This is a genomic window from Variovorax sp. ISS6 (assembly GCF_056523145.1).
On the sequence record NZ_JAWRZC010000001.1, the window covers coordinates 2,253,618 to 2,274,712 of the forward strand.

The 21,095-nt window shown below is 68.5% G+C and carries 18 protein-coding genes; 15 read left to right on the forward strand and 3 right to left on the reverse strand.

What is annotated here, in order from left to right:
• Positions 1–90 precede the first annotated feature (90 nt).
• The gene (locus AC1HIL_RS10300) at positions 91–540 is read left to right on the forward strand and encodes an OsmC family protein (protein ID WP_057594099.1); all 450 of its coding nucleotides are present in this window, start codon (positions 91–93) and stop codon (positions 538–540) included.
• A 12-nt stretch (positions 541–552) separates the two neighbouring features.
• Here the strand turns inward: AC1HIL_RS10300 and coq7 are convergent, their stop codons facing one another.
• The gene (gene coq7, locus AC1HIL_RS10305) at positions 553–1,182 is read right to left on the reverse strand and encodes a 2-polyprenyl-3-methyl-6-methoxy-1,4-benzoquinone monooxygenase (protein ID WP_057594100.1); all 630 of its coding nucleotides are present in this window, start codon (positions 1,180–1,182) and stop codon (positions 553–555) included.
• A gap of 280 nt (positions 1,183–1,462) precedes the next feature.
• Between coq7 and AC1HIL_RS10310 the strand changes: the two genes are divergently transcribed.
• From AC1HIL_RS10310 to ygiD, 8 genes are all read left to right on the forward strand, one after another.
• A complete protein-coding gene (locus tag AC1HIL_RS10310; RefSeq protein ID WP_296731284.1) occupies positions 1,463–2,734 on the forward strand; it encodes a porin in 1,272 nt (423 codons plus the stop codon).
• A gap of 223 nt (positions 2,735–2,957) precedes the next feature.
• Positions 2,958–3,938 (forward strand): ABC transporter permease, encoded by a 981-nt coding sequence (locus AC1HIL_RS10315; RefSeq protein WP_057594098.1) that lies wholly within the window; start codon positions 2,958–2,960, stop codon positions 3,936–3,938.
• Position 3,939: 1 nt separating this feature from the next.
• Positions 3,940–5,214, forward strand: coding sequence for a M20 aminoacylase family protein (locus AC1HIL_RS10320; RefSeq protein WP_479671734.1), 1,275 nt, complete (start codon positions 3,940–3,942; stop codon positions 5,212–5,214).
• Positions 5,215–5,246: 32 nt separating this feature from the next.
• A complete protein-coding gene (locus tag AC1HIL_RS10325) occupies positions 5,247–6,830 on the forward strand; it encodes an ABC transporter substrate-binding protein (RefSeq protein ID WP_261209644.1) in 1,584 nt (527 codons plus the stop codon).
• Between the two features lie 73 nt (positions 6,831–6,903).
• Positions 6,904–7,815, forward strand: a complete 912-nt coding sequence (locus AC1HIL_RS10330; protein WP_479671735.1) for an ABC transporter permease — start codon at positions 6,904–6,906, stop codon at positions 7,813–7,815.
• Positions 7,816–7,833: 18 nt separating this feature from the next.
• Positions 7,834–8,904: an ABC transporter ATP-binding protein gene (locus tag AC1HIL_RS10335; protein WP_479671736.1), complete on the forward strand. Its 1,071-nt coding sequence runs from the start codon at positions 7,834–7,836 to the stop codon at positions 8,902–8,904.
• Positions 8,901–9,929, forward strand: coding sequence for an ABC transporter ATP-binding protein (locus tag AC1HIL_RS10340; protein ID WP_281077226.1), 1,029 nt, complete (start codon positions 8,901–8,903; stop codon positions 9,927–9,929). The genes AC1HIL_RS10335 and AC1HIL_RS10340 overlap by 4 nt, the downstream gene beginning before the upstream one ends.
• A 103-nt stretch (positions 9,930–10,032) precedes the next feature.
• Positions 10,033–10,959, forward strand: coding sequence for a 4,5-DOPA-extradiol-dioxygenase (gene ygiD, locus AC1HIL_RS10345; RefSeq protein WP_479671737.1), 927 nt, complete (start codon positions 10,033–10,035; stop codon positions 10,957–10,959).
• 1 nt (position 10,960) lies between these two features.
• On the opposite strand, the gene zwf is transcribed toward ygiD, so the two are convergent.
• Complete coding sequence (gene zwf, locus AC1HIL_RS10350; protein WP_413764406.1) at positions 10,961–12,430, reverse strand: glucose-6-phosphate dehydrogenase; 1,470 nt, start codon at positions 12,428–12,430, stop codon at positions 10,961–10,963.
• Between the two features lie 152 nt (positions 12,431–12,582).
• On the opposite strand from zwf, the gene AC1HIL_RS10355 reads away from it, so the two are divergent.
• Genes AC1HIL_RS10355 through AC1HIL_RS10370 form a run of 4 tightly spaced genes read left to right on the forward strand, consistent with a single transcriptional unit; the run spans position 12,583 to position 17,611 of the window.
• On the forward strand, positions 12,583–13,596 hold the full coding sequence (locus AC1HIL_RS10355) for an ABC transporter substrate-binding protein (protein ID WP_057594090.1): 1,014 nt from the start codon (positions 12,583–12,585) through the stop codon (positions 13,594–13,596).
• Positions 13,597–15,882, forward strand: coding sequence for an ABC transporter permease (locus AC1HIL_RS10360; protein ID WP_479671738.1), 2,286 nt, complete (start codon positions 13,597–13,599; stop codon positions 15,880–15,882).
• The gene (locus AC1HIL_RS10365; protein WP_422097932.1) at positions 15,879–16,925 is read left to right on the forward strand and encodes an ABC transporter ATP-binding protein; all 1,047 of its coding nucleotides are present in this window, start codon (positions 15,879–15,881) and stop codon (positions 16,923–16,925) included. Before AC1HIL_RS10360 ends, AC1HIL_RS10365 begins: the two co-directional genes overlap by 4 nt.
• A 23-nt stretch (positions 16,926–16,948) precedes the next feature.
• Positions 16,949–17,611, forward strand: coding sequence for an HAD family hydrolase (locus tag AC1HIL_RS10370; protein WP_057594087.1), 663 nt, complete (start codon positions 16,949–16,951; stop codon positions 17,609–17,611).
• Here AC1HIL_RS10370 and AC1HIL_RS10375 read toward each other — a convergent pair.
• Positions 17,557–18,228: a lipocalin family protein gene (locus AC1HIL_RS10375; protein ID WP_057594086.1), complete on the reverse strand. Its 672-nt coding sequence runs from the start codon at positions 18,226–18,228 to the stop codon at positions 17,557–17,559. The genes AC1HIL_RS10370 and AC1HIL_RS10375 overlap by 55 nt on opposite strands.
• A gap of 268 nt (positions 18,229–18,496) precedes the next feature.
• Here AC1HIL_RS10375 and tal point away from each other — a divergent pair, with 268 nt between their 5' ends.
• Together tal and pgi are read left to right on the forward strand one after the other, a co-directional pair.
• Positions 18,497–19,453, forward strand: coding sequence for a transaldolase (gene tal / locus AC1HIL_RS10380; protein ID WP_413764403.1), 957 nt, complete (start codon positions 18,497–18,499; stop codon positions 19,451–19,453).
• Between the two features lie 2 nt (positions 19,454–19,455).
• Complete coding sequence (gene pgi / locus AC1HIL_RS10385; protein WP_479671739.1) at positions 19,456–21,021, forward strand: glucose-6-phosphate isomerase; 1,566 nt, start codon at positions 19,456–19,458, stop codon at positions 21,019–21,021.
• Positions 21,022–21,095 lie beyond the last annotated feature (74 nt).

Consider the following 21,095-nt stretch of genomic DNA (forward strand, 5'->3'; position numbering starts at 1 on the left):
GATGCAACAAGCGAGTGACGCTTTTCCCACACAGATAACGATGCCGGGCGTGATTTTTGCCAGACATCCGGAACCGGAGTTCAAAAAAAGATGGAATGCACTGTAAGTTGGACCGGCAATGCGGGCGCGCGGTCGTCGATGGGCTTCGTGGCCGAGACGGGCAGCGGCCACGTCCTGATGATGGACGGGGCGCCCGATGCGGCCAAGCCCGAGAACGGCGGCCAGAACCTGGCGGCGCGTCCCATGGAGACGGTGCTGGCCGGCACCGGCGGTTGCACGGCCTACGACGTGGTGCTGATCCTCAAGCGCGGCCGCCACCAGGTGGAGCGCTGCAGCGTCAAGCTGACCAGCGAGCGGGCCGAGAAGGATCCCAAGGTGTTCACCAAGATCCACATGCATTTCACCGTGGCCGGCAAGGGAATTCCGGCCTCCGCGGTGGAGCGAGCGATCGCTCTCAGCCATGAGACCTACTGTTCCGCCAGCATCATGCTGGCCAAGACCGCGGAGATCACGACCAGCTTCGACCTGATCGAAGCCTGATCCTCCCGGGGGTCAAATCCGGTGCGCCACGGTCGTCATCACCCGTGAGGCGACGCGCATCAGGGCCTTGGCGGGCGGCGGCAGCTCGGCGGCGCCCGCGGCCACGGCGTTGTCGGCGTGCCGGGCCTCGTCGGCCTTCATCTGTTCGACCACCGCGCGCGAAGCGCTGTCCGCGGGGGGGAGCCGGTCCAGGTGGCTGTCCAGGTGGGCCTCGACCTGGCGCTCGGTTTCCGCCACGAAGCCCAGGCTCAGCGGATCGCCGAGCCGTCCGGCGACCAGGCCAAGCCCGAAAGCACCCGCGTACCAGAGTGGATTGAGCATCGAGGGGCGTGCGCCGAGCGCGTCCAGGCGCTCGCGCGTCCAGGCCAGGTGGTCCGTTTCCTCGTGCGCTGCCTCGAGCAGTTGCGCGCGCAGCAGGGGATCGCGCGCCACGGCCGCCTGCGCCGTGTAGAGCGCCTGCGCGCACACTTCCCCGACATGGTTGACGCGCATCAGCGCACCGGCCTCGCGCCGCTCCGTGTCGCTCAATTCCCCGCCAGGCTGGGCGGGGACGGGGCTCGCGCGGGTGGCATGCGGACGGGCGAACAGCGTCCGCAGCGCGGAATCGGCGGCGGTCAGCAGGGGGTCGAGCGAAGTCGTCATGAAGGGATTGGAACGCAACTTGCCAAAGCACCAATTCCGGCAAGTTTGTTTCACATCATGAGATGGAAAGGCCCTAAGTCCTTTGTTGCATCACTGCAACGAAACGCAGGGAGGGTAGGAGATTTCGGCCGAATTGTTTTGCCCTGCCGCAGCGGCTCTGGTGCAATAGCGACAACTTCCCAAAAGGAGGTTGGCCCGGGGTCCGGTGGGAGCACAGAAGTGCCAGTCACGGTGAGCCCTTCGCGCCGGAGCCCTATGTTTAACCTTGGAGAAACTTGCAATGAAAAAATCTCTAGTTGCTCTGGCTGCCCTGGCTGTTGCCGGTGTTGCCTCGGCGCAATCGTCCGTGACGCTGTTCGGCGTGGTTGACGCTGCAGTCAGCGGCTATTCGACCAAGAGCAATCTGTACTACACGAACCCGTTCGCGGTTCCGTTCACGGTGCCGGGCTCGCTCAAGCGCAGCCAGACCGCTCTGTCGAACTCGGGCTACAACTCCAGCCGCATCGGCTTCCGTGGTACGGAAGACCTCGGTGGTGGCCTGGCAGCCAGCTTCTGGCTCGAAGCCCCGATCACGAACGACGACGGCAAGGGTGGTATCTCCAACTTCGCTCGCCGCTCGACCGTGAGCCTGTCGGGTGGTTTCGGTGAAATCCGTCTGGGTCGTGACTACACCGCCACGTTCTGGAACGACACCGTGTTCGACCCCTTCGGCACCAACGGTGTCGGTTCGAGCGCGATCTTCCGCACCAACGTGAACCTGGCTGCTACGCACGGCGGTACGCCGAACGGCGCCGCAGGCTCGGACAGCTATGTCCGCACCAGCAACGCCATCGCCTACTTCCTGCCCCCGAACCTGGGCGGTTTCTACGGCCAGTTCCAGTACGCTCTGCATGAGAACGTCAAGACCGACGAGCTCAACGGCAGCCCGTCGAAGAAGGGTCGCTACATCGGTGGCCGCTTCGGCTACGCGAATGGTCCCCTGGACGTCGCAGCCGCCTACGGCATCGACACCAAGGACAGCCTGACCGACCTGACCGTCGCTGGCAAGGATCGTCTGAAGACCTTCAACCTGGGCGCTTCGTACGACTTCGGTCCCGTCAAGCTGTTCGGTGAACTGTCGCAAGTCAAGGACGCGTACAACCTGAGCTCGACGGTCACCCTGGGTGGCTTCCCGTACCTGCTGACGCAAGGCGTGTCGAACAAGTACAACGGCGCTCTGATCGGTGCGACGATCCCCGTCGGCCCCGGCCTGATCCGCGCTTCGTACTCGCAAGTGAAGTACAAGCCTGACTCGGCCATCGTGCCGTTCAACTTCTACAACAACGGCAGCAGCCGCGCCAGCCAGTTCGCTGTTGGCTATGTGCACAACCTGTCGAAGCGTACGGCTCTGTACGCTACGCTGTCGCGCATCTCCATCAAGGACGGCCAGAACAACCCTGGCGTGATGGGCATCACGACCGGCGGTTCGCCGGCCTACGGCACCCTGACGGGCTACACGTACGCTCCGAAGAGCGCCACGGGTTACGACTTCGGTATCCGTCACGCTTTCTAATTTGATGCTGGCGCAAGCCAGCTTCGAATCGAAAGATCAAAAAGCCGCTCGACGCAAGTCGAGCGGCTTTTTTTCATGGGCATTCCATCGGCCCTGGCGATGCCGGGATACCCTCGCGCACCGTTGCGAGATCGCATGCGCACCAAGCGCGTGCACCCCGGGGGAACCCCCGTGCGGGCACGCAGTTTGCACTGCTAGCATGCCTGCTCTTTTTCAGAACTGAATGATTGCCTTCGTACTGCGCCGCCTGATCCAGGCCGTGATCGTGATGGTCGCGGTCGCGTTCATTGCCTTCCTTCTCTTCCAATACGTGGGCGATCCGGTCGTGTTCCTGCTGGGCCAGGACGCCCGGCCCGAGCAGATCCGCGAAATGCGCTCCGCGCTGGGGCTCGATCGGCCCTTCTTCGTGCAGTTCTGGCATTTCCTGGTGAATGCGGCGCAGGGCGAATTCGGCCTGAGCCTGCGCCAGGGCGCCAAGGTCTCGCGCCTGATCGGCGAGCGCTTCCCGGCCACGCTCGAACTCGCGCTGGTCGCGGCCGTGCTCGCGCTGCTGATCGGCATACCGATGGGCGTGTACACCGCGCTGCGCCGCGGCACCTTCATGAGCCAGGTCTTCATGACCGTTTCGCTGCTCGGCGTGTCGCTGCCCACCTTCCTGATCGGCATCCTGCTGATCCTGGTCTTCGCCGTCACGCTCGGCTGGTTCCCGAGCTTCGGCCGCGGCGACACCGTGCAGATCGGCTGGTGGTCCACCGGCCTGCTCAAGCCCGACGGCTGGATGCACATCGTGCTGCCCGCGATCACGCTCGCGATCTTCCAGCTCACGCTGATCATGCGGCTGGTGCGCGCCGAGATGCTCGAGGTGCTGCGCACCGACTACATCAAGTTCGCGCGCGCACGCGGCCTCTCGAACCGCGCCATCCACTTCGGCCATGCGCTCAAGAACACGCTGGTGCCCGTGATGACCATCACTGGCCTGCAGCTCGGCGGCCTCATCGCCTTCGCGATCATCACCGAGTCGGTGTTCCAGTGGCCGGGCATGGGCCTGCTGTTCATCCAGGCCGTGACCTTCGCCGACATCCCCGTGATGGCCGCCTACCTGTGCCTGATCGCGCTGATCTTCGTCACCATCAACCTCATCGTGGACCTGCTGTATTTCGTGGTCGATCCACGGCTGCGCATCGGCAAGGCGGGAGGACACTGACATGAGCGCCACCCCCACCGCGGCCACTCCGCGCCTGCAGGCCAACGGCCGCGCCTTCGCCCACATCGCGAGCTTCTATCCCGAGATCGAGGCCTTCCGGCGCGACCTGCACGCGCATCCCGAACTGGGCTTCGAGGAGGTCTACACCTCGGGCCGCGTGCGCGAGGCGCTGCGTGCCTGCGGCGTCGACGAGATCCACGACGGCATCGGCAAGACCGGCGTGGTCGGCGTGATCCGCGGCCGTTCCACCGCGAGCGGCCGCATGATCGGCCTGCGCGCCGACATGGACGCGCTGCCGATGCGCGAGGACAACGACTTCGGTTGGCGCTCGTGCACCGAGGGCCTGATGCACGGCTGCGGCCACGACGGCCATACGGCGATGCTCGTGGGCGCGGCGCGCTACCTGGCCGAAACGCGCAACTTCGACGGCACCGCGGTGCTGATCTTCCAGCCCGGCGAGGAGGGCTACGCCGGCGCGCGCGTGATGATCGAGGACGGCCTGTTCGACCGCTTCCCCGTGCAGTCGGTCTATGCCATGCACAACTGGCCCGCGATGCCGGCCGGCACGGTCGGCATCAACCGCGGCGCGATGATGGCCGCGGCCGACCGCATCACGATCGAGATCAAGGGCAAGGGCGGCCACGGCGCGCATGCCTATCTCACGGTCGACCCCGTGGTCGTGGCGGCGCACCTGATCACCGCGGCGCAGACCATCGTCTCGCGCAACGTGCGTCCAATCGACGCGGCCGTGATCAGCATCTGCGCGATGCAGGCCGGCGACCTCGGCGCCTTCAGCGTGGTGCCGGGCGAGGCCACGCTCGTGGGCACCGTGCGCACCTTCAGCGCGCGCGTGCAGGCGCAGGTCGAGCAGCGGCTCGGCGAGCTCTGCAAGGCCGTGGCCGCGGGCTTCGGCGCCACCGCCACGCTGAAGTACGAGCGCATCTACCCGGCCACCATCAACACCGCGCCCGAGGCGATGTTCGCGGCCGACGTGGCCGAGTCGCTGGTCGGTGCTTCCAACGTCGACCGCAGCCTCGAGCCCAGCATGGGCGCCGAAGATTTTTCGTTCATGCTGCAGAAGAAGGCCGGTGCCTACCTGCGCCTGGGTCAGGACGCGCGCCGCGGCGCCTTCCTGCACAACAGCCGCTACGACTTCAATGACGAGATCCTGCCGCTCGGCGCCGCGCTGCACGCGGGGCTGATCGAGCGGGGCATGCCGCTCGCCGCGACCCGCGGCGGGCAGCCGGAAAAAGCTGCCGCCACCGCGGCGCCTTGATTGTTTTGATCCCAACCCGAGGAGTGTTTCCCATGAGTCTCAGAAGAAATGTGGCCGCGGCCGCGGTCGTGTGCGCCCTGGGCGCCGTCAGCATGGTCGCCGGCGCGCAGACCATCCGCATCGCCAACCAGGGCGACGCGCTGTCGCTCGATCCGCACTCGCTCAACGAATCGCTGCAGCTCAGCGTGACGGCGAACGTCTACGAAACCCTCGTGGGCCGCAACAAGGACCTGAGCCTCGCGCCGCTCCTGGCCACCAGCTGGAAACAGACCTCGCCCGACGTCTGGCGCTTCGAGCTGCGCAAGGGCGTGGTGTTCCACGACGGCACGCCGTTCACCGCCGACGACGTGGTGTTCAGCTTCGCGCGCGCGCAGGGCGACGGCTCCGACATGAAGGCCACGCTCAGCGAGATCAAGGCCGTGCGCAAGGTCGGCGAGCTCGCCGTCGAGATCGAGACCAACGGCCCGTTCCCGATCCTGCCCGACGTGATCTCGCTGACGATGATCATGAGCAAGAAATGGTGCGAGGAGAACCAGGCCACCAAGCCGGTCGACCGCCGCAAGGGCATCGAGAACACGGCCTCGTTCAAGGCCAACGGCACCGGCCCGTTCCGCGTGCGCGAGCGCCAGCCGAACGTGCGCACGGTGTTCACGCGCAACGGCACCTACTGGGGCAAGATCGACGGCAACGCGCAGGAGATCGTCTTCACGCCGATCGCCAACCCCGCCACCCGCGTGGCCGCTCTGGTCTCGGGCGAAGTCGACGTGATGGAGCCGGTGCCCGTGCAGGACATCGCGCGCATCAACGCCGCGCCCAACGCGCGCGTGATCACCGGCCCCGAGCTGCGCACCATCTTCCTGGGCATGGACCAGAAGCGCGACGAGCTGCAGTACTCGAACATCAAGGGCAAGAACCCGTTCAAGGACAAGCGCGTTCGCCAGGCCTTCTACCAGGCCATCGACATCGCCGGCATCCAGCGCACCGTGATGCGCGGCGCCTCGCGGCCCACGGGCCTGCTGGTCGGCCCCGGCATCAACGGCTGGACCGCCGAGCAGGACAAGCGCCTGCCCTTCGACGTCGAGGCCGCCAAGAAGCTGCTGACCGAGGCCGGCTATCCGAACGGCTTCGAGGTCTCGCTGAACTGCCCGAACGACCGCTACGTCAACGACGGCCAGATCTGCCAGAGCGTGGCCGCCAACCTCGCGAAGATCGGCGTCAAGATCAACCTCGTGGCCGAGACCAAGGGCACCTACTTCCCGAAGATCCTGCGCCGCGACACCAGCTTCTACATGCTGGGCTGGACCCCGACCACCTACGACTCGCACAACGCGCTGAGCTCGCTGACCTCCTGCCCCGACGACAAGGGCACGGGCCAGTTCAACCTGGGCGCCTACTGCAATCCGAAGCTCGACGAGGTCACGAAGAAGATCCAGTCCGAGAGCGACAAGACCAAGCGCAACGAGCTGATCAAGGAAGCCTTCAAGATCCATGCGGACGACGTCGGCACGCTGCCGCTGCATCAGCAGTCGCTGGCCTGGGGCGTGAGCAAGAAGGTCGAGCTGGTGCAACTGGCCGACAACTTCATGTATTTCAAGTGGATGAGCGTCAAGCCCTGATCGGGCTTCCCGCTGCCTTCGCGGCCTGACCCATGGGCCCGCTTCTTGCGGGCCCATTCCTTTTGCTTCCACGATGAAAAAAAACTTAGTTCGCTGGTTCGACAGCGATGTCGGCTACAGCTTCCGCACCTCGCCGGTGGCGATCGTCGCGGCGCTGATCGCGCTGACCTGCCTGTTCTGCGCGGTGTTCGCCGGCTGGGTGTCGCCGCACAACCCCTTCGATCTCGCATCGCTCGAACTCGGCGATGCGCGCCTGCCGCCGGCCTGGACCACCGACGGTTCGGCCAAGTACCTGCTGGGCACCGACGATCAGGGCCGCGACATCCTCTCGGCCGTGATCTACGGCGCGCGCATCTCGCTGATCGTCGGCGTGGTGTCGGTGGTGCTGTCGGTCTTCGTCGGCGTCGTGCTGGGCCTCTTGGCCGGCTTCTTCGGCGGCTGGCTCGACACCTTCCTCATGCGGCTGTGCGACGTGATGCTGTCGTTTCCGCCGATCCTGGTCGCGCTGCTGATCGCCGGCGTGGGCCGCGCGCTGTTCCCGCATGCCAACGATTCGCTGGCCTTCGGCGTGCTCATCATCTCGATCTCGCTGACCGGCTGGGTGCAGTACGCGCGCACCGTGCGCGGCTCCACGCTGGTGGAACGCAGCAAGGAATACGTGCAGGCCGCGCGCGTCACCGGCGTCGCGCCGCTGCGCATCATGCTGCGCCACGTGCTGCCCAACGTGCTCGGGCCGGTGATGGTGCTGGCCACGATCCAGGTCGCGACCGCGATCATCACCGAGGCCACGCTGTCCTTCCTCGGTGTCGGCGTGCCGCCGACCTCGCCCTCGCTGGGCACGCTCATCAGCATCGGCAACCAGTACCTGTTCTCGGGCGAGTGGTGGATCACCGTGTTCCCCGGCGCGATGCTGGTGCTGATCGCGCTCAGCGTGAACCTGCTGGGCGACTGGCTGCGCGATGCGCTCAACCCGCGGCTGCGCTGAAGAAGCGGGAGACACGCCATGACACTGCTCCAGGTCAAGAACCTCGTCGTCGAATTCCCGAACCGCCGCGGCACCCTGCGCGCGCTCGACGACATCTCCTTCGACATCGCGCCCGGCGAGATCCTCGGCGTGGTCGGCGAATCGGGCGCGGGCAAGTCGCTCACCGGCGCCTCGATCATCGGCCTGCTCGAGCCGCCGGGCCGCGTGGCCGGCGGCCAGATCCTGCTCGAGGGCCAGCGCATCGACAACCTCGGTTTCGACGCCATGCGGCCGATCCGCGGCCGCAAGATCGGCGCGATCTTCCAGGACCCGCTGACTTCGCTGAACCCGCTTTACACGGTGGGCCGGCAGCTCGTCGAGACCATCCGCACCCACCTGCCCGTGACCGAATCGGAAGCGCGCAAGCGTGCCATCGGCCTGCTGCAGGACACCGGCATTCCCGCCGCCGAGCAGCGCATCGACCATTTCCCGCACCAGTTCTCGGGTGGCATGCGCCAGCGCGTGGTGATCGCGCTCGCGCTCGCGGCCGAGCCCAAGCTGATCGTGGCCGACGAGCCGACCACCGCGCTCGACGTGTCGATCCAGGCGCAGATCATCCAGTTGCTCAAGCGCGTCTGCAAGGACCGCGGCGCGGCCGTGATGCTGATCACGCACGACATGGGCGTGATCGCCGAGACCTGCGACCGCGTGGCCGTGATGTATGCGGGCCGCATCGCCGAGATCGGCCCGGTGCACGAGGTCATCCACCAGGCGGCGCATCCCTACACCGCGGGCCTGATGGCTTCGATCCCCGACATGGCGAGCGACCGCGAGCGGCTGAACCAGATCGACGGCGCGATGCCGCGGCTCAATGCGATCCCCAGGGGCTGCGCCTACAACCCGCGCTGCCCGCGCACCTTCGCGCGCTGCCTCGAGGAGCGGCCCGAGCTGATGCACGCGGGCGCCACGCGCGCCGCCTGCTGGCTGCACGACGCGACCGATCCGCACACCGGCCAGGCCGAGATCGCGGCGAAGCATCACGACGTGCTCGCGGCCGACGAACGCGCCACGCCCGAGGCGGCCGAACCGATCGTGGAGGTGACGCGATGAGCGCCGTGATCGAACCCGGCAAGGCCACCGGCGGCGAACCGCTCGTGGTGGCCCACGACCTCGCGCGCACCTTCGACGTCTCGCCGCCCTGGCTCAACCGCGTGCTCGAGCGCAAGCCGCGCGTGCTGCTGCATGCGGTCGATGGCGTGAGCTTCTCGATCGAGCGCGGCAAGACGCTCGCGCTGGTCGGCGAATCGGGCTGCGGCAAGAGCACGGTCGCGCGCCTGCTCGTGGGCCTGTACGCGCCCACGCGCGGCGGGCTGCAGTTCGACGGCCAGGACGCGCACGCGGCCTTCAAGACCGCCGAGGGCCGCAAGCTGCGCCGCCGCATTCAGATGATCTTCCAGGACCCCTACGCGAGCCTCAACCCGCGCTGGATCGTCGAGGACATCATCGGCGAGCCGCTGCGCGAGCACGGCATCCTCAGCGACAAGGCCCAGTTGCGCGAGCGCGTGGGTCAGCTTTTGCAGTCGGTGGGCCTGTCGCCGCTGGACATGAGCAAGTACCCGCACCAGTTCTCGGGCGGCCAGCGACAACGCATCTCGATCGCGCGCGCGCTGGCCACGCAGCCCGAGTTCCTGGTGTGCGACGAGCCCACCTCGGCGCTCGACGTGAGCGTGCAGGCGCAGGTGCTCAACATCATGAAGGACCTGCAGCGCGAGCAGGGCCTGACCTACCTGTTCATCTCGCACAACCTCGCGGTGGTGCGCCACGTGGCCGACCAGGTGGGCGTGATGTACCTGGGGCGGCTGGTGGAGGTGGCGGACAAGCAGAAGCTGTTCGCGACGCCGCAGCATCCGTACACGCGCATGCTGCTCGACGCGATCCCGCAGATGAAGCACACGGGGCGCGCGCGCACGCCGGTGCAGGGCGAGGTGCCGAACCCGCTCAATCCGCCCGCGGGCTGCGCCTTCCATCCGCGCTGCCCGCATGCCAATGCGCGCTGCTCGGCCGAGCGGCCGAAGCTCCAGAGCATCCGCGGCGTGCAGGTGGCATGCCATGCGGCGGAGGAGGGGCGGATCTGAGGATCGGGACCGGCGCGCAAAGATGTGCGCAAAGGCACAGCCCGGCGCGCCGCATCGCGGCACAGTGGCGCGGCCTCTTCCGCACCGCGCCATGCCCCTTCCGATGACCTCTCTTCCTTCCGACGCCAGCGCGCTGAGCGCGCTCGGCCGCCGCGGCTTCCTCATGGGCTCGGCGCTCGGCGCGACCGCCGTGCTGGGCGCGCTGGCTTCCGTCTCGCAGGCGGCGTCGGCCGCCGGCGGTGCGCCCGCGCGGCGCATGCCGGTGATCTTCATCGGCCATGGGTCGCCGATGAATGCGCTGGCCGACAACGGCTTCACGCGCCGGCTCGCGGCCTGGGGCCGCGAACTGCCGCGGCCCACGGCCATCCTCAGCGTCTCGGCGCACTGGCTCAGCAGCGGCGCGACCGGCGTCGGCGTGCAGGCCCGGCCCCGCACCATCCACGACTTCGGCGGCTTTCCGCAGGCGCTGCACGACATCGACTACCCGGCGCCCGGCCATCCCGCGCTCGCGCGCGAGGCGGCCGCGGCGGTGAAGCAGTCGCCGGTGGTCGCCACCGAGCAATGGGGCCTGGACCACGGCACCTGGACCGTGCTCAGGCATCTCTATCCGAAGGCCGACGTGCCGGTGTTCCAGCTCAGCATCGACTACGACAAGCCCGCGGCCTTCCACTACGCGGTGGGGCGCGACCTCGCCGCGCTGCGCGACAAGGGCGTGCTGGTGATGGGCAGCGGCAACGTGGTGCACAACCTGCGCGCCACCGACCGCGGCACGCCCGACGGCCCGGCGGCGAGCCGGCCCTGGGCCCAGTCCTTCGACGATGCGGTGAAGGCCGCGCTGGCCGGGCGCGACGACCGCGCGCTGATCGGTTATGAAAGGCTCGCGGGCGCATCGACCGCGGTGGCCACGCCCGATCACTACTTCCCGTTTCTCTACGCGCTCGGCGCCGCGGGCGCGGGCGAGCGCGCGAAGACGGTCCACGAGGGCTTCCAGTCGGGCACGCTGAGCATGCGCTGCGTGCAGTTCGGCTGAGCTACTGCTCCTCGCCCCACGAGAACCCGTCGCGCGCGATCATCGCGCTCGACGCGCTCGGGCCCCAGGTGCCGGCCGCGTAGGGGCGCGGTCCGCCGTCGCTGGCCCAGCTGTCGATCAGCGGCTCGACCCAGCGCCATGCCTCCTCCTGCTCGTCGCTGCGCACGAACAGGTTGAGCCGGCCGTCGATCACGTCGAGCAGCAGCCGTTCGTAGGCGCCCACGCGCTCGGAACCGAAGCGTTTGTCGAAGTCGAGGTCCAGCTGCACCGGCGCGAGCTGCGCCGCGCTGTCCTGGCGGCCGTTGCTGCGGCGGTTGTCCTGCGCCTGCGCGAGCATGTGCAGCTCGAGCCCGTCCTTGGGCTGCAGGTTGATCACGAACTTGTTCGCGCTGCCGGCCGGCGCGCGGAAGATCGCGTGCGGCGTCGGGCGGAAGTTGACCTCGATGCGCGCGTCGCGCGAGGCCAGTCGCTTGCCGGTGCGGATGTAGAAGGGCACGCCGGCCCAGCGCCAGTTGGCGATCTCGGTGCGCAGCGCGACGAAGGTCTCGGTGCGGCTCTCGCGGTCGACGCCGGGTTCGTCGCGGTAGCCGGGCACGCGCTCGCCGTAGGCCGTGCCGGCCGTGTACTGGCCGCGCACCGTGTGCAGGCCCAGCGTCTCGGGCGTCCAGGGCTTGAGGGCGCGCAGCACCTTGAGCTTCTCGTCGCGGATCGCATCGGCGTGCGAGTTGATCGGCGGCTCCATGCCGATGGCGCACAGCAGCTGCAGCGCATGGTTCTGCACCATGTCGCGCAGCGCGCCGGTCTGGTCGTAGAAGGCGCCGCGCTTCTCCACGCCGAGGTCTTCGGCGATGGTAATCTGGATGTTGGCGATGTGCTCGCGGCGCCAGATGGGCTCGAACAGCGCGTTGCCGAAGCGCATCGCGAACAGGTTCTGCACCGAGGGCTTGCCGAGGTAGTGGTCGATGCGGAAGACCTGCTTCTCCTCGAGCACCTTGCCCACCGCGGCATTGATCGCGCGGTTGGAGGCCAGGTCGTGGCCCAGCGGCTTCTCGAGCACGATGCGGGTGCGCGCGCCGTTGAGGCCGGCGGCCGCGATCTGCTCGACGACCTGCGTGAACAGGCCCGGCGCGGTGGCGACATACATCACGACCGTTTCGGCATCGCGCTGCTTGAGCAGGTCGGACAGGCGCGCATAGTCGTCGGGCTTCGACAGGTCCATGCGCAGGTAGTGCAGCATCGAGGCGAACTTCTCGAACTCCTCGGGCGAGGGCCGCTTGGCGCCCTCGACGGCATTGAAGCGCGACTGAATCAGCTCGCGGTACTGGTCGTCCGACAGGTTGTCCCGCGCCACGCCGACGATGCGCCCATCCTTCGGCAGGCTCCCGTGCCGGAAGGCCTGGAACAGAGCGGGCATCAGCTTGCGCCATGCGAGATCGCCGGTGCCGCCGAACAGAACGAGATCGAAGCTCATGGGAACACTTTCCTTGGGTCTGGGGCGAGAGCAGGCAATGCGCCGGTCCGCCAATCGCGATGGTACTTGTACCGATTCCACGCACTTGTACTAAAGCTACGCTGCACCCACGGCCGGGAGGCCTTTTTTTATTGGACAAAGCGGAGAACTCCATGAAGAAGCTTTTTGTTGCGGCGGCGCTGCTGGGTGGATCGGCCATGGCATCGGCCCAGGGCACGGTCAACGTGATCTGCTCGGTGCAGGCCGAGTGGTGCAGCGTGATCTCGACCGTGTATGCGCGCACCACGGGCACCCGCATCAACATGGCGCTCAAGGGCTCGGGCGAGGCGCTGGCCCAGCTCATCGCCGAGAAGGACAACCCCAAGACCGACGTCTGGTTCGGCGGCACCGGCGACCCGCACCTGCAGGCGGCCGAGCAGGGCCTGACGCTCGAGTACAAGTCGCCCTCGCTGCCGCAGTTGCATCCCTGGGCCCAGCAGCAGGCCAAGCAGTCGGGCTACAAGACCGTGGGCATCTACTCGGGCCCGCTGGGCTTCGGCTACAACCCCGAATTGCTGGCCAAGAAGAAGCTGCCCGTGCCCAAGACCTGGGCCGACCTGCTCAAGCCCGAGTACAAGGGCGACATCCAGGTGGCCAACCCCGCCTCGAGCGGCACGGCCTACACCATGATCGCCACGCTGGTGCAGCTCATGGGCGAGGACAAGGCCTTCGAGTACCTCAAGGCGCTGCACAAGAATGTCGGCCAGTACACGCGCTCTGGCACCGGCCCGATCAAGGCCGTGGCGCGCGGCGAGACCGCGGTGTCGATCAGCTTCGTGCACGACGGCCCGGGCGAGAAGATGCAGGGCTTCCCGGTCGAGACCATCACGCCGAGCGACGGCACCGGCGCCGAGATCGGCTCCATGAGCATCATCAAGGGCGCGCGCAACCTCGAGGCCGCGAAGAAGTTCTACGAATGGGCGCTCACGCCCGCCGCGCAGGAACTCGGCGCCGCCAACAAGCAGTTCCAGCTGCCGAGCAACGTCAATGCCAAGCTCGATCCGCGCATTCCCGACTTCAAGAAGATCAAGTTCATCAACTACGACTACGCCAAGTACGGTGCCAGCGCCGAGCGCCGCCGCCTGATCGCGCGCTGGGAGAAGGACGTCAACTCGCTGCCGCGCTAAGTGGAAGCGCGTTCCATCGGAGCCTCGCCCCGCGCGGCGGCCCCGCGCAATCCGGCATCGGAGGCCGCGGCGCGGCGCACCCAGCGCTGGATCCGCGCCTGGGTCTTGCTGGGCCTCGCGGCCTACCTGCTGCTGCCCTGGTATGCGATCCAGGATGCGACCTGGTACGAGGCCGTTCCGCAGGTCTTCGGCGGCGCCGAGGGCGCCAATGGCCTGATGCAGGCGGCCCTGCAGGGGCGCGTCTGGCTGTTCGTCGGGCTGGCGGGCCTGCTGGTCTGCGCCATCGGCGCCTGGCTGCCGCCGGGCCGCGCGCAGGGGCGTTGGCTGCTGGCCGGCGGCGCGGGCGGTGCGCTCGGGCTCGCGCTCGCGGGCTTCGCGATCGGCGCGCGCGGCTGGGCCTTCGCGGCGCTCGAGGCGCGCTTCGGCGAGCTCGGGGTCAACCAGTTCGGCATCGGCGCCGGCGGCTTCGTGGCGCTCTGTGCGCTGGTGCTGCTCGCGGCCTTCGGCATCGCGCGGCTCGGCCGCTTCAAGGGCGACCTGTTCGTGGCCGCCTCGGTGCTGGGCTGCGGCGTGCTGATGGCGCTGTTCATCGCCTATCCCGTGAGCCGCGCGCTGTCGGGCGCCTTCCTCGACGAGGATGGCCGCGTGTCGATGGCCGCCTTCCTCGCGCGGGTCTTCACCGAGCGCATCTGGGGCCTGGGCTGCCTCGCGGGCGGAGTGCGCTGCGGCGTGGCCTGGAACACGCTGGTGCTGGCGCTGCTCACGGCCGCGGGCACCACCTTCCTCGGCACGCTGATGGCGCTGATGGCCGAGCGCGGCAGCCGGCGCGGACAGGGCGCGCTGCGGGTGCTGGCGCTGCTGCCGATCATCACGCCGCCCTTCGTGGTGGGCCTCGGCCTGATCCTGCTGTTCGGCCGCGCGGGCATCGTCAACCAGGTACTCGAAAACCTGTTCGGCATCGAGCCCACGCGCTGGTTCTACGGCATGCCCGGCGTGCTGGTGGCGCAGCTGTTCGCCTTCACGCCGATCGCCTTCATGATCATGCGCGGCGTGGTGCAGGGCATCGCGCCCAGCCTCGAGGAGGCGGCGCAGATGCTGCGCGCCGACCGACGCCGCGCCTTCTTCACCATCACGCTGCCGCTGCTCAAACCAGGGCTGGCCAATGCCTTCCTGGTGGGCTTCATCGAGAGCATCGCCGACTTCGGCAACCCGGTGGTGGTGGGCGGCCAGTTCTCGGTGCTGTCGACCGACATCTTCTTCGCCATCGTCGGCGCGCAGTACGACCAGGGCCGCGCGGCCTCGCTGGCCTGGGTGCTCACCTTGTTCGCGCTCGGCGTGTTCGCGCTGCAGCGCGGGCTGCTCGGCAAGCAGAACTACACCACCGTCAGCGGCAAGGGCGACGCCGGCATCCCGATGGCGCTGCCCGACGGCGTGCGCCGCACCATCCACTGCATCGCGCTGCCGTGGATCGCCTTCACGGCCGTGGTCTACCTGTTCGCGTTCGCGGGCGGCTTCGTGCAGACCTGGGGGCGCGACTACAGCTTCACCTTGCAGCATTTCAAGACCGCGTTCGCGCTCGAGTGGGGCCAGTTCGGGCTGGTGTGGGCCGGCACCGCGTGGAACTCGCTGCTCACCACGCTCAAGCTCGCGGGCATCTCGGCGCCGATCACCGCGGCACTGGGCCTGCTGATCGCCTGGCTGCTGGCGCGCAACGAGTTCAAGGGGCAGGGCGCCTTCGAGTTCGGCGCGCTGCTGGCCTTCGCGATCCCGGGCACGGTGCTCGGCGTGAGCTACATCCTGGCCTTCAACGTGCCGCCGTTCGAGCTCACGGGCACCGGGCTCATCATCGTGCTGTGCTTCATGTTCCGCAACCTGCCGGTGGGCGTGCGCGCGGGAACCGCGGCCTTCAAGCAGCTCGACCGCTCGCTCGACGAGGCCTCGCTGATGCTGCGCGCCTCGACCTCGCAGACGCTGTTCAAGGTGGTGCTGCCGCTGCTCAAGCCGGCGCTGGTGGCGGCGCTGGTCTACAGCTTCGTGCGCGCGATGACGACCGTGAGCGCGGTGATCTTCCTGGTCACGGCCGAGAACGAACTCGCCACCACCTACATCATCGGCCGCGTCGGCAACGGCGACTACGGCATCGCGCTGGCCTACTGCACGGTACTGATGATCCTGATGTCGCTCGCGATCGCGCTGGTGCAGTGGGTGGTGGGCGAACGCAGGCTGGGACGGCGCGGCACGGCGCCGGGGCACCAGGGGCATCACAAGATGGAGGGGCTGGCATGAGCACGGGCATCGAGTTTCGCGACGTCACCAAGCGCTACGGTGCCGACCGCAACGCGCCGCTGGCGGTCAAGGGCATCAGCTTCGAGGTGCCCGAGGGCACGCTGACCACCATCCTCGGCCCCTCGGGCTGCGGCAAGACCACCACCCTGCGCATGATCGCGGGGCTCGAGTCGCCGACCTCGGGCGCGATCTTCATGGGCGGGCGCGACGTCACCACGCTCGGACCGGCCGAGCGCAACGTCAGCATGATGTTCCAGAGCTATGCGCTGTTCCCGCACATGGACGTGATCGGCAACGTGGGCTATGGCCTGCGCATGAGCGGCGTGAAGAAGGACGAGGCCACGGCGCGTGCGCGCGAGGCGCTGCGCGGCGTGGGCCTGGTCGGCTTCGACCAGCGGCTGCCGAGCGAGCTCTCGGGCGGCCAGCAGCAGCGCGTGGCGCTGGCGCGCGCGCTGGTGCTCGAGCCCGCGGTGCTGCTGTTCGACGAGCCGCTGTCGAACCTCGACGCGCGGCTGCGGCGCGAGATGCGCGAGGAGATCCGCTCGCTGCAGCAGCGGCTCGGGCTCACGGTGGCCTACGTCACGCACGACCAGAGCGAGGCGCTGGCCGTGAGCGACCAGATCATCGTGATGGACCATGGCGTGATCGCCCAGCGCGGCACGCCCGAGCAGCTCTACGGCCGGCCCGAGAGCGAGTTCGTCGCGGGCTTCATGGGCGAGGCGATGGTGTTCCCGGCCGTGGCCGGCGCCGACGGCGACGTCACGCTCGGGCCGCTGCGGCTGCGGCCGCGTCATGCGGTGGCGCCGGGCGCGGTCAAGGTGGCGGTGCGGCCCGAGGCCTGGCGCATCGGCGAGGCTTCGGCGGCCGGCACCGGCCTGCCGGCCACTCTGAAGAAGGTGGCCTACCTCGGCAGCTTCTACGAGTACGGCTTCGACACGCCGCTGGGCGCGGTCTTCGTGGTCTCGACCGACCTGTCGAACCCGCTGGCCGCGGGCGCGCAGACCCGGCTCTCCCTGGGGGCGCACGGCGTCAGCGTGGTGTAGCGCGCGCATGGAACAATGGCGCCATGAACGTGGTTTTCGATCTTGGCGCCGTGCTCTTCGCCTGGGAGCCCACCCGGCTGGTCCAGGCCCATCTGGCGGAGCATGCTCCCACTGAATCCGCCGCCGCGGCCCTGGGCCGCGCGCTGTTCCATCACGACGACTGGACCAGCTTCGATTGCGGCACCCGCACGCTCGAGGAATCGGTCGCCCGCATGGCGGCGCGGCTCTCGCTGCCGGCCGACCGCCTGCTGGCCATGCTCGACGGACTCGGCGAACGGCTGGTGCCGATCGATGTCACGGTGGCGCTGCTCGAGGAACTGTTCGAGCGCCGCGAGGCCGGCGAGCCGCTGAAGCTCTACTACCTCTCGAACATGCCCTCGCCCTATGCGCGCGCGATCATGGCGCGCCACGGCTTCATGCGGCGTTTCGACGGTGGCGTGTTCTCGGGCGACGTAAAGTTCCTGAAGCCGCACCGCGAGATCTACGAACTGCTCGCGGTGCGCCATGCGCTGGCGGCGGAGCGGACGGTGTTCATCGACGATTCGGCGCCCAACGTGGAGGCCGCGCGCGCCTTCGGCTGGCACGCGATCCACTGCACCGCGCCGGCCGCGCTCGCGACCCAGCTCTCGCGCTACCTGCCAGTGCGCTCGACCTTGTCGATGTCGAAGCCCAGGCTGCCCGCGTAGTCGAGCTCGGCCTGCAGGGTCGCGTCGTCCAGGCAGGGGGCGCGCGACAGCACCCACAGGTACTCGCGGTTCGGCGTGCCGACCAGCGCCACCTGGTAGTCGCGGTCCAGCTTCAGGATCCAGTAGTCGCCCCACACCACCGGCAGCCAGGCCAGCCACGAGGGCGCGAAGCGCACCTCGAGCCGGCCCGCGCCGGGCTGGCCGGCCACCGGCACCACGCGCGCGGTGCCCAGCGATTCCTCGAAATTGCCGTCGGCGCGCTCGCAGCGGTTGAGCACCTCGATCGTGCCGTCGGGCCGCGGCGTGTAGTGGGCCGTGACCGGGCCGGCGCAGGACTTCTGGAAGCGGTTGGGCAGCCGCGCCTGCTCGTGCCAGAGACCCGCATAGCGGTGCAGGTCCACCGGCGCCACCACCTGCAGCGGCGCGCGCATCAGCGGGGCGCCGTCGGCCGGGCCGGCCAGCCGCACGCGCGAGCGGCGCGCGGCATCCAGCGCGAGCCAGGCCGCCGCGCCGCCGATCACGAAGGCCGTGGCCAGCGTGCCGATGGCGGCACTGGTGCGGCGGTCGTCGAAGGGGGCGAGGTCGGTGGAGGCTGCGGGAGGAAGTCTGCGCTGCATGGAGGGGGCTCCTGGGTCGGGACGGGACGGCGAATCCGACGATTCGCGAAGGAAGGACTCGCCAGACTAGACGCGCCCGCCAGCCGTCGCCGTCAGCCGTGGACCACAGCGCCTGTAGGGCGGCACGGGGCCGAAACCCTGCTGGCCGCATGTTGTTCGCGCCGTCATGGAGCCGGGCCTGAAGCCGTGCTACGGTGCGCATGAAAGCATCGGCCCGCATGCAACAACGTGCAGGCCACGTCGCCATCACCGCAACATAATCATTGCCATGAACCAACTCGATGCACTCCGTCAATGGACCACCGTGGTCGCCGACACCGGCGACTTCAAGCAGCTCAGCGCCTCCAAGCCGCAGGACGCGACCACCAATCCGTCGCTGATCCTCAAGGCGGTGCAGAAGCCCGAGTACCGTCCGCTGCTCGACGAGAGCGTGAAGAAGCATGCGGGCAAGCCGCTCGACGAGGTCATCGACCGCCTGCTGGTGCGCTTCGGCACCGAGATCCTCTCGATCATCCCGGGCCGCGTCTCGACCGAGGTCGATGCGCGCCTGTCCTTCGACACCGCCGCCACCGTGGCGCGCGGCGAGCGCATCACTGCGCTCTACAAGGCCGAGGGCATCGACACCGAGAAGCGGCTGCTGATCAAGGTCGCTTCCACCTGGGAAGGCATCGAGGCCGCGCGCCAGCTCGAGAAGAAGGGCATCCGCACCAACCTCACGCTGCTGTTCTCGTTCGCGCAGGCCGTGGCCTGCGGCGCGGCCGGCGTGCAGCTGATCTCGCCCTTCGTCGGCCGCATCTACGACTGGTACAAGAAGTCCGAGGGCGCCAAGTGGGACGAGGCCGCCAATGCCGGCGCCAACGACCCGGGCGTGAAGTCGGTGCGCCAGATCTTCGAGTACTACAAGGCCAACGGCATCGAGACCGAGGTGATGGGCGCGAGCTTCCGCAACGTGGGCCAGATCAAGGCGCTCGCCGGCTGCGACCTGCTGACCATCAGCCCCGAGCTGCTGGCCGAACTGGCCGCCAGCAACGAGCCGCTCGAGCACGCGCTCGACGCCAAGGCCGCCGCCCAGGGCAAGGCCGAGAAGATCGCCTACGACGAGGCCGGTTTCCGCTTCGCGCTCAACGAGGACGCGATGGCCACCGAGAAGCTCGCCGAGGGCATCCGCGCCTTCGCGGCCGATGCGATCAAGCTCGAAAAGCTGATGCAGGAAAGCGGCCGCTGATCATGGCGACCCCGCTTCGCTGCGACCGCGCGCCGGCCTGGGCGCAGCTGCAGTCCTACTTCGAGACCGCGGGCCGCCAGTTCGACCTGCGCCATGCCTTCGTCGACGACGCCGGCCGCTTCGCGCACTTCAGCCAGGAGGCGCCGTACCTGTTCGCCGACCTGTCGAAGAACCTGATCGATGCGCGCGTGGAAGCGCTGCTGTTCGCGCTCGCGCGCGAGTGCGGCCTCGAGGCGCACCGCGACGCGATGTTCGCGGGCGAGCACATCAACAACACGGAAGACCGCGCGGTGCTGCACACGCTGCTGCGCGCGCCGGCCGATGCCAAGGCCGGCAAGACCGCGCCGCAATTGCGCGAAGTGCACGAAACGCTCGACGCCATGCTCGCCTACGCCGAGAAGGTGCGCGGCGACCACACCATCACCGACGTGGTCAACATCGGCATCGGCGGCTCCGACCTCGGCCCGCAGATGGCGGTGCTGGCGCTCGCGGAGTTCGCGGCGCCGGGCAAGCATTTCCATTTCGTCTCGAACGTCGACGGCCACGAGCTCGACGGCGTGCTCGAGGGCCTCGCGCCCGAGCACACGCTGTTCCTGATCGCCTCGAAGACCTTCACCACGGCCGAGACGATGACCAACGCGCAGTCCGCCAAGCGCTGGTACGAGCAATCGGGCGGCACCGACATCGCGGGCCACTTCGCGGCGCTCACCACCAACGTGGAAGCAGCCAACAAGTTCGGCATCGAGACCACCTTCGGCTTCTGGGACTGGGTGGGCGGGCGCTATTCGCTGTGGTCGGCCATCGGCCTGCCGATCGCGCTGGCCATCGGCGCCGAGGGCTTCCGCCGGCTGCTGGCGGGCGCGCATGCGATGGACGAGCACTTCCGCACCGCGCCGCTGGCGCAGAACCTGCCGATCCGCCTCGGCCTGCTCGACGTCTGGTATCGCAATTTCCACCGCTTCACGAGCCGCTGCATCGCGCCATATCACAGCGCATTGAAGCGGCTGCCGGCCTATCTGCAGCAGCTCGAGATGGAGAGCAACGGCAAGCAGGTCGACGCGACCGGTGCCGCGCTGCCGCCGGGCCTGGGCACCTCGCCCGTGCTGTGGGGCGAGCCGGGCACCAACGGCCAGCATGCCTACTTCCAGATGCTGCACCAGGGCACCGACGTGATCCCGCTGGAGTTCCTCGCGGTGCGCGATGCCTCGCACGACCTCGAGGGCCACCATCCGAAGCTGCTGGCCAACGCGCTCGCGCAGGCGCAGGCGCTGATGGTGGGCAAGCTCGACGCGGGCGGCCACAAGAACTTCCCGGGCAACCGGCCCAGCAGCTTCTTCGTGTTCGAGAAGCTCACGCCCGAGGCGCTCGGCGCCTTCATCGCGATGTACGAGCACCGCGTGTTCACCAGCGGCGCGCTGTGGGGCATCAACAGCTTCGACCAGTGGGGCGTGGAGCTCGGCAAGGTGCTCGCGAAGGACATCGAGCCGCGGCTCGCCTCGGGCGACGTCACGGGGCTCGATGCCTCGACCGCGGGGCTGCTGCAGCGCCTGAGTCCGCCCGCGCAATAGCTGCTTGGCCATTTGAAGTACGCCATTCGTTGCCATTGCCGTTGAAGAAGGCGCCGATATGATGGCCCCGGGAA

Bases quoted from the DNA above. Each gene is read 5' to 3' on its own strand.
- AC1HIL_RS10320 (WP_479671734.1), top strand. From the start codon at position 3,940: ATGAGCGCCACCCCCACCGCGGCCACTCCGCGCCTGCAGGCCAACGGC.
- pgi (WP_479671739.1), top strand. From the start codon at position 19,456: ATGGCGACCCCGCTTCGCTGCGACCGCGCGCCGGCCTGGGCGCAGCTG.
- AC1HIL_RS10335 (WP_479671736.1), top strand. From the start codon at position 7,834: ATGACACTGCTCCAGGTCAAGAACCTCGTCGTCGAATTCCCGAACCGC.
- AC1HIL_RS10340 (WP_281077226.1), top strand. From the start codon at position 8,901: ATGAGCGCCGTGATCGAACCCGGCAAGGCCACCGGCGGCGAACCGCTC.
- AC1HIL_RS10300 (WP_057594099.1), top strand. From the start codon at position 91: ATGGAATGCACTGTAAGTTGGACCGGCAATGCGGGCGCGCGGTCGTCG.
- AC1HIL_RS10365 (WP_422097932.1), top strand. From the start codon at position 15,879: ATGAGCACGGGCATCGAGTTTCGCGACGTCACCAAGCGCTACGGTGCC.
- coq7 (WP_057594100.1), bottom strand. From the start codon at position 1,182: ATGACGACTTCGCTCGACCCCCTGCTGACCGCCGCCGATTCCGCGCTG.
- tal (WP_413764403.1), top strand. From the start codon at position 18,497: ATGAACCAACTCGATGCACTCCGTCAATGGACCACCGTGGTCGCCGAC.
- ygiD (WP_479671737.1), top strand. From the start codon at position 10,033: ATGACCTCTCTTCCTTCCGACGCCAGCGCGCTGAGCGCGCTCGGCCGC.
- AC1HIL_RS10375 (WP_057594086.1), bottom strand. From the start codon at position 18,228: ATGCAGCGCAGACTTCCTCCCGCAGCCTCCACCGACCTCGCCCCCTTC.
- AC1HIL_RS10315 (WP_057594098.1), top strand. From the start codon at position 2,958: ATGATTGCCTTCGTACTGCGCCGCCTGATCCAGGCCGTGATCGTGATG.
- AC1HIL_RS10355 (WP_057594090.1), top strand. From the start codon at position 12,583: ATGAAGAAGCTTTTTGTTGCGGCGGCGCTGCTGGGTGGATCGGCCATG.
- AC1HIL_RS10330 (WP_479671735.1), top strand. From the start codon at position 6,904: ATGAAAAAAAACTTAGTTCGCTGGTTCGACAGCGATGTCGGCTACAGC.
- AC1HIL_RS10370 (WP_057594087.1), top strand. From the start codon at position 16,949: ATGAACGTGGTTTTCGATCTTGGCGCCGTGCTCTTCGCCTGGGAGCCC.
- zwf (WP_413764406.1), bottom strand. From the start codon at position 12,430: ATGAGCTTCGATCTCGTTCTGTTCGGCGGCACCGGCGATCTCGCATGG.
- AC1HIL_RS10325 (WP_261209644.1), top strand. From the start codon at position 5,247: ATGAGTCTCAGAAGAAATGTGGCCGCGGCCGCGGTCGTGTGCGCCCTG.
- AC1HIL_RS10310 (WP_296731284.1), top strand. From the start codon at position 1,463: ATGAAAAAATCTCTAGTTGCTCTGGCTGCCCTGGCTGTTGCCGGTGTT.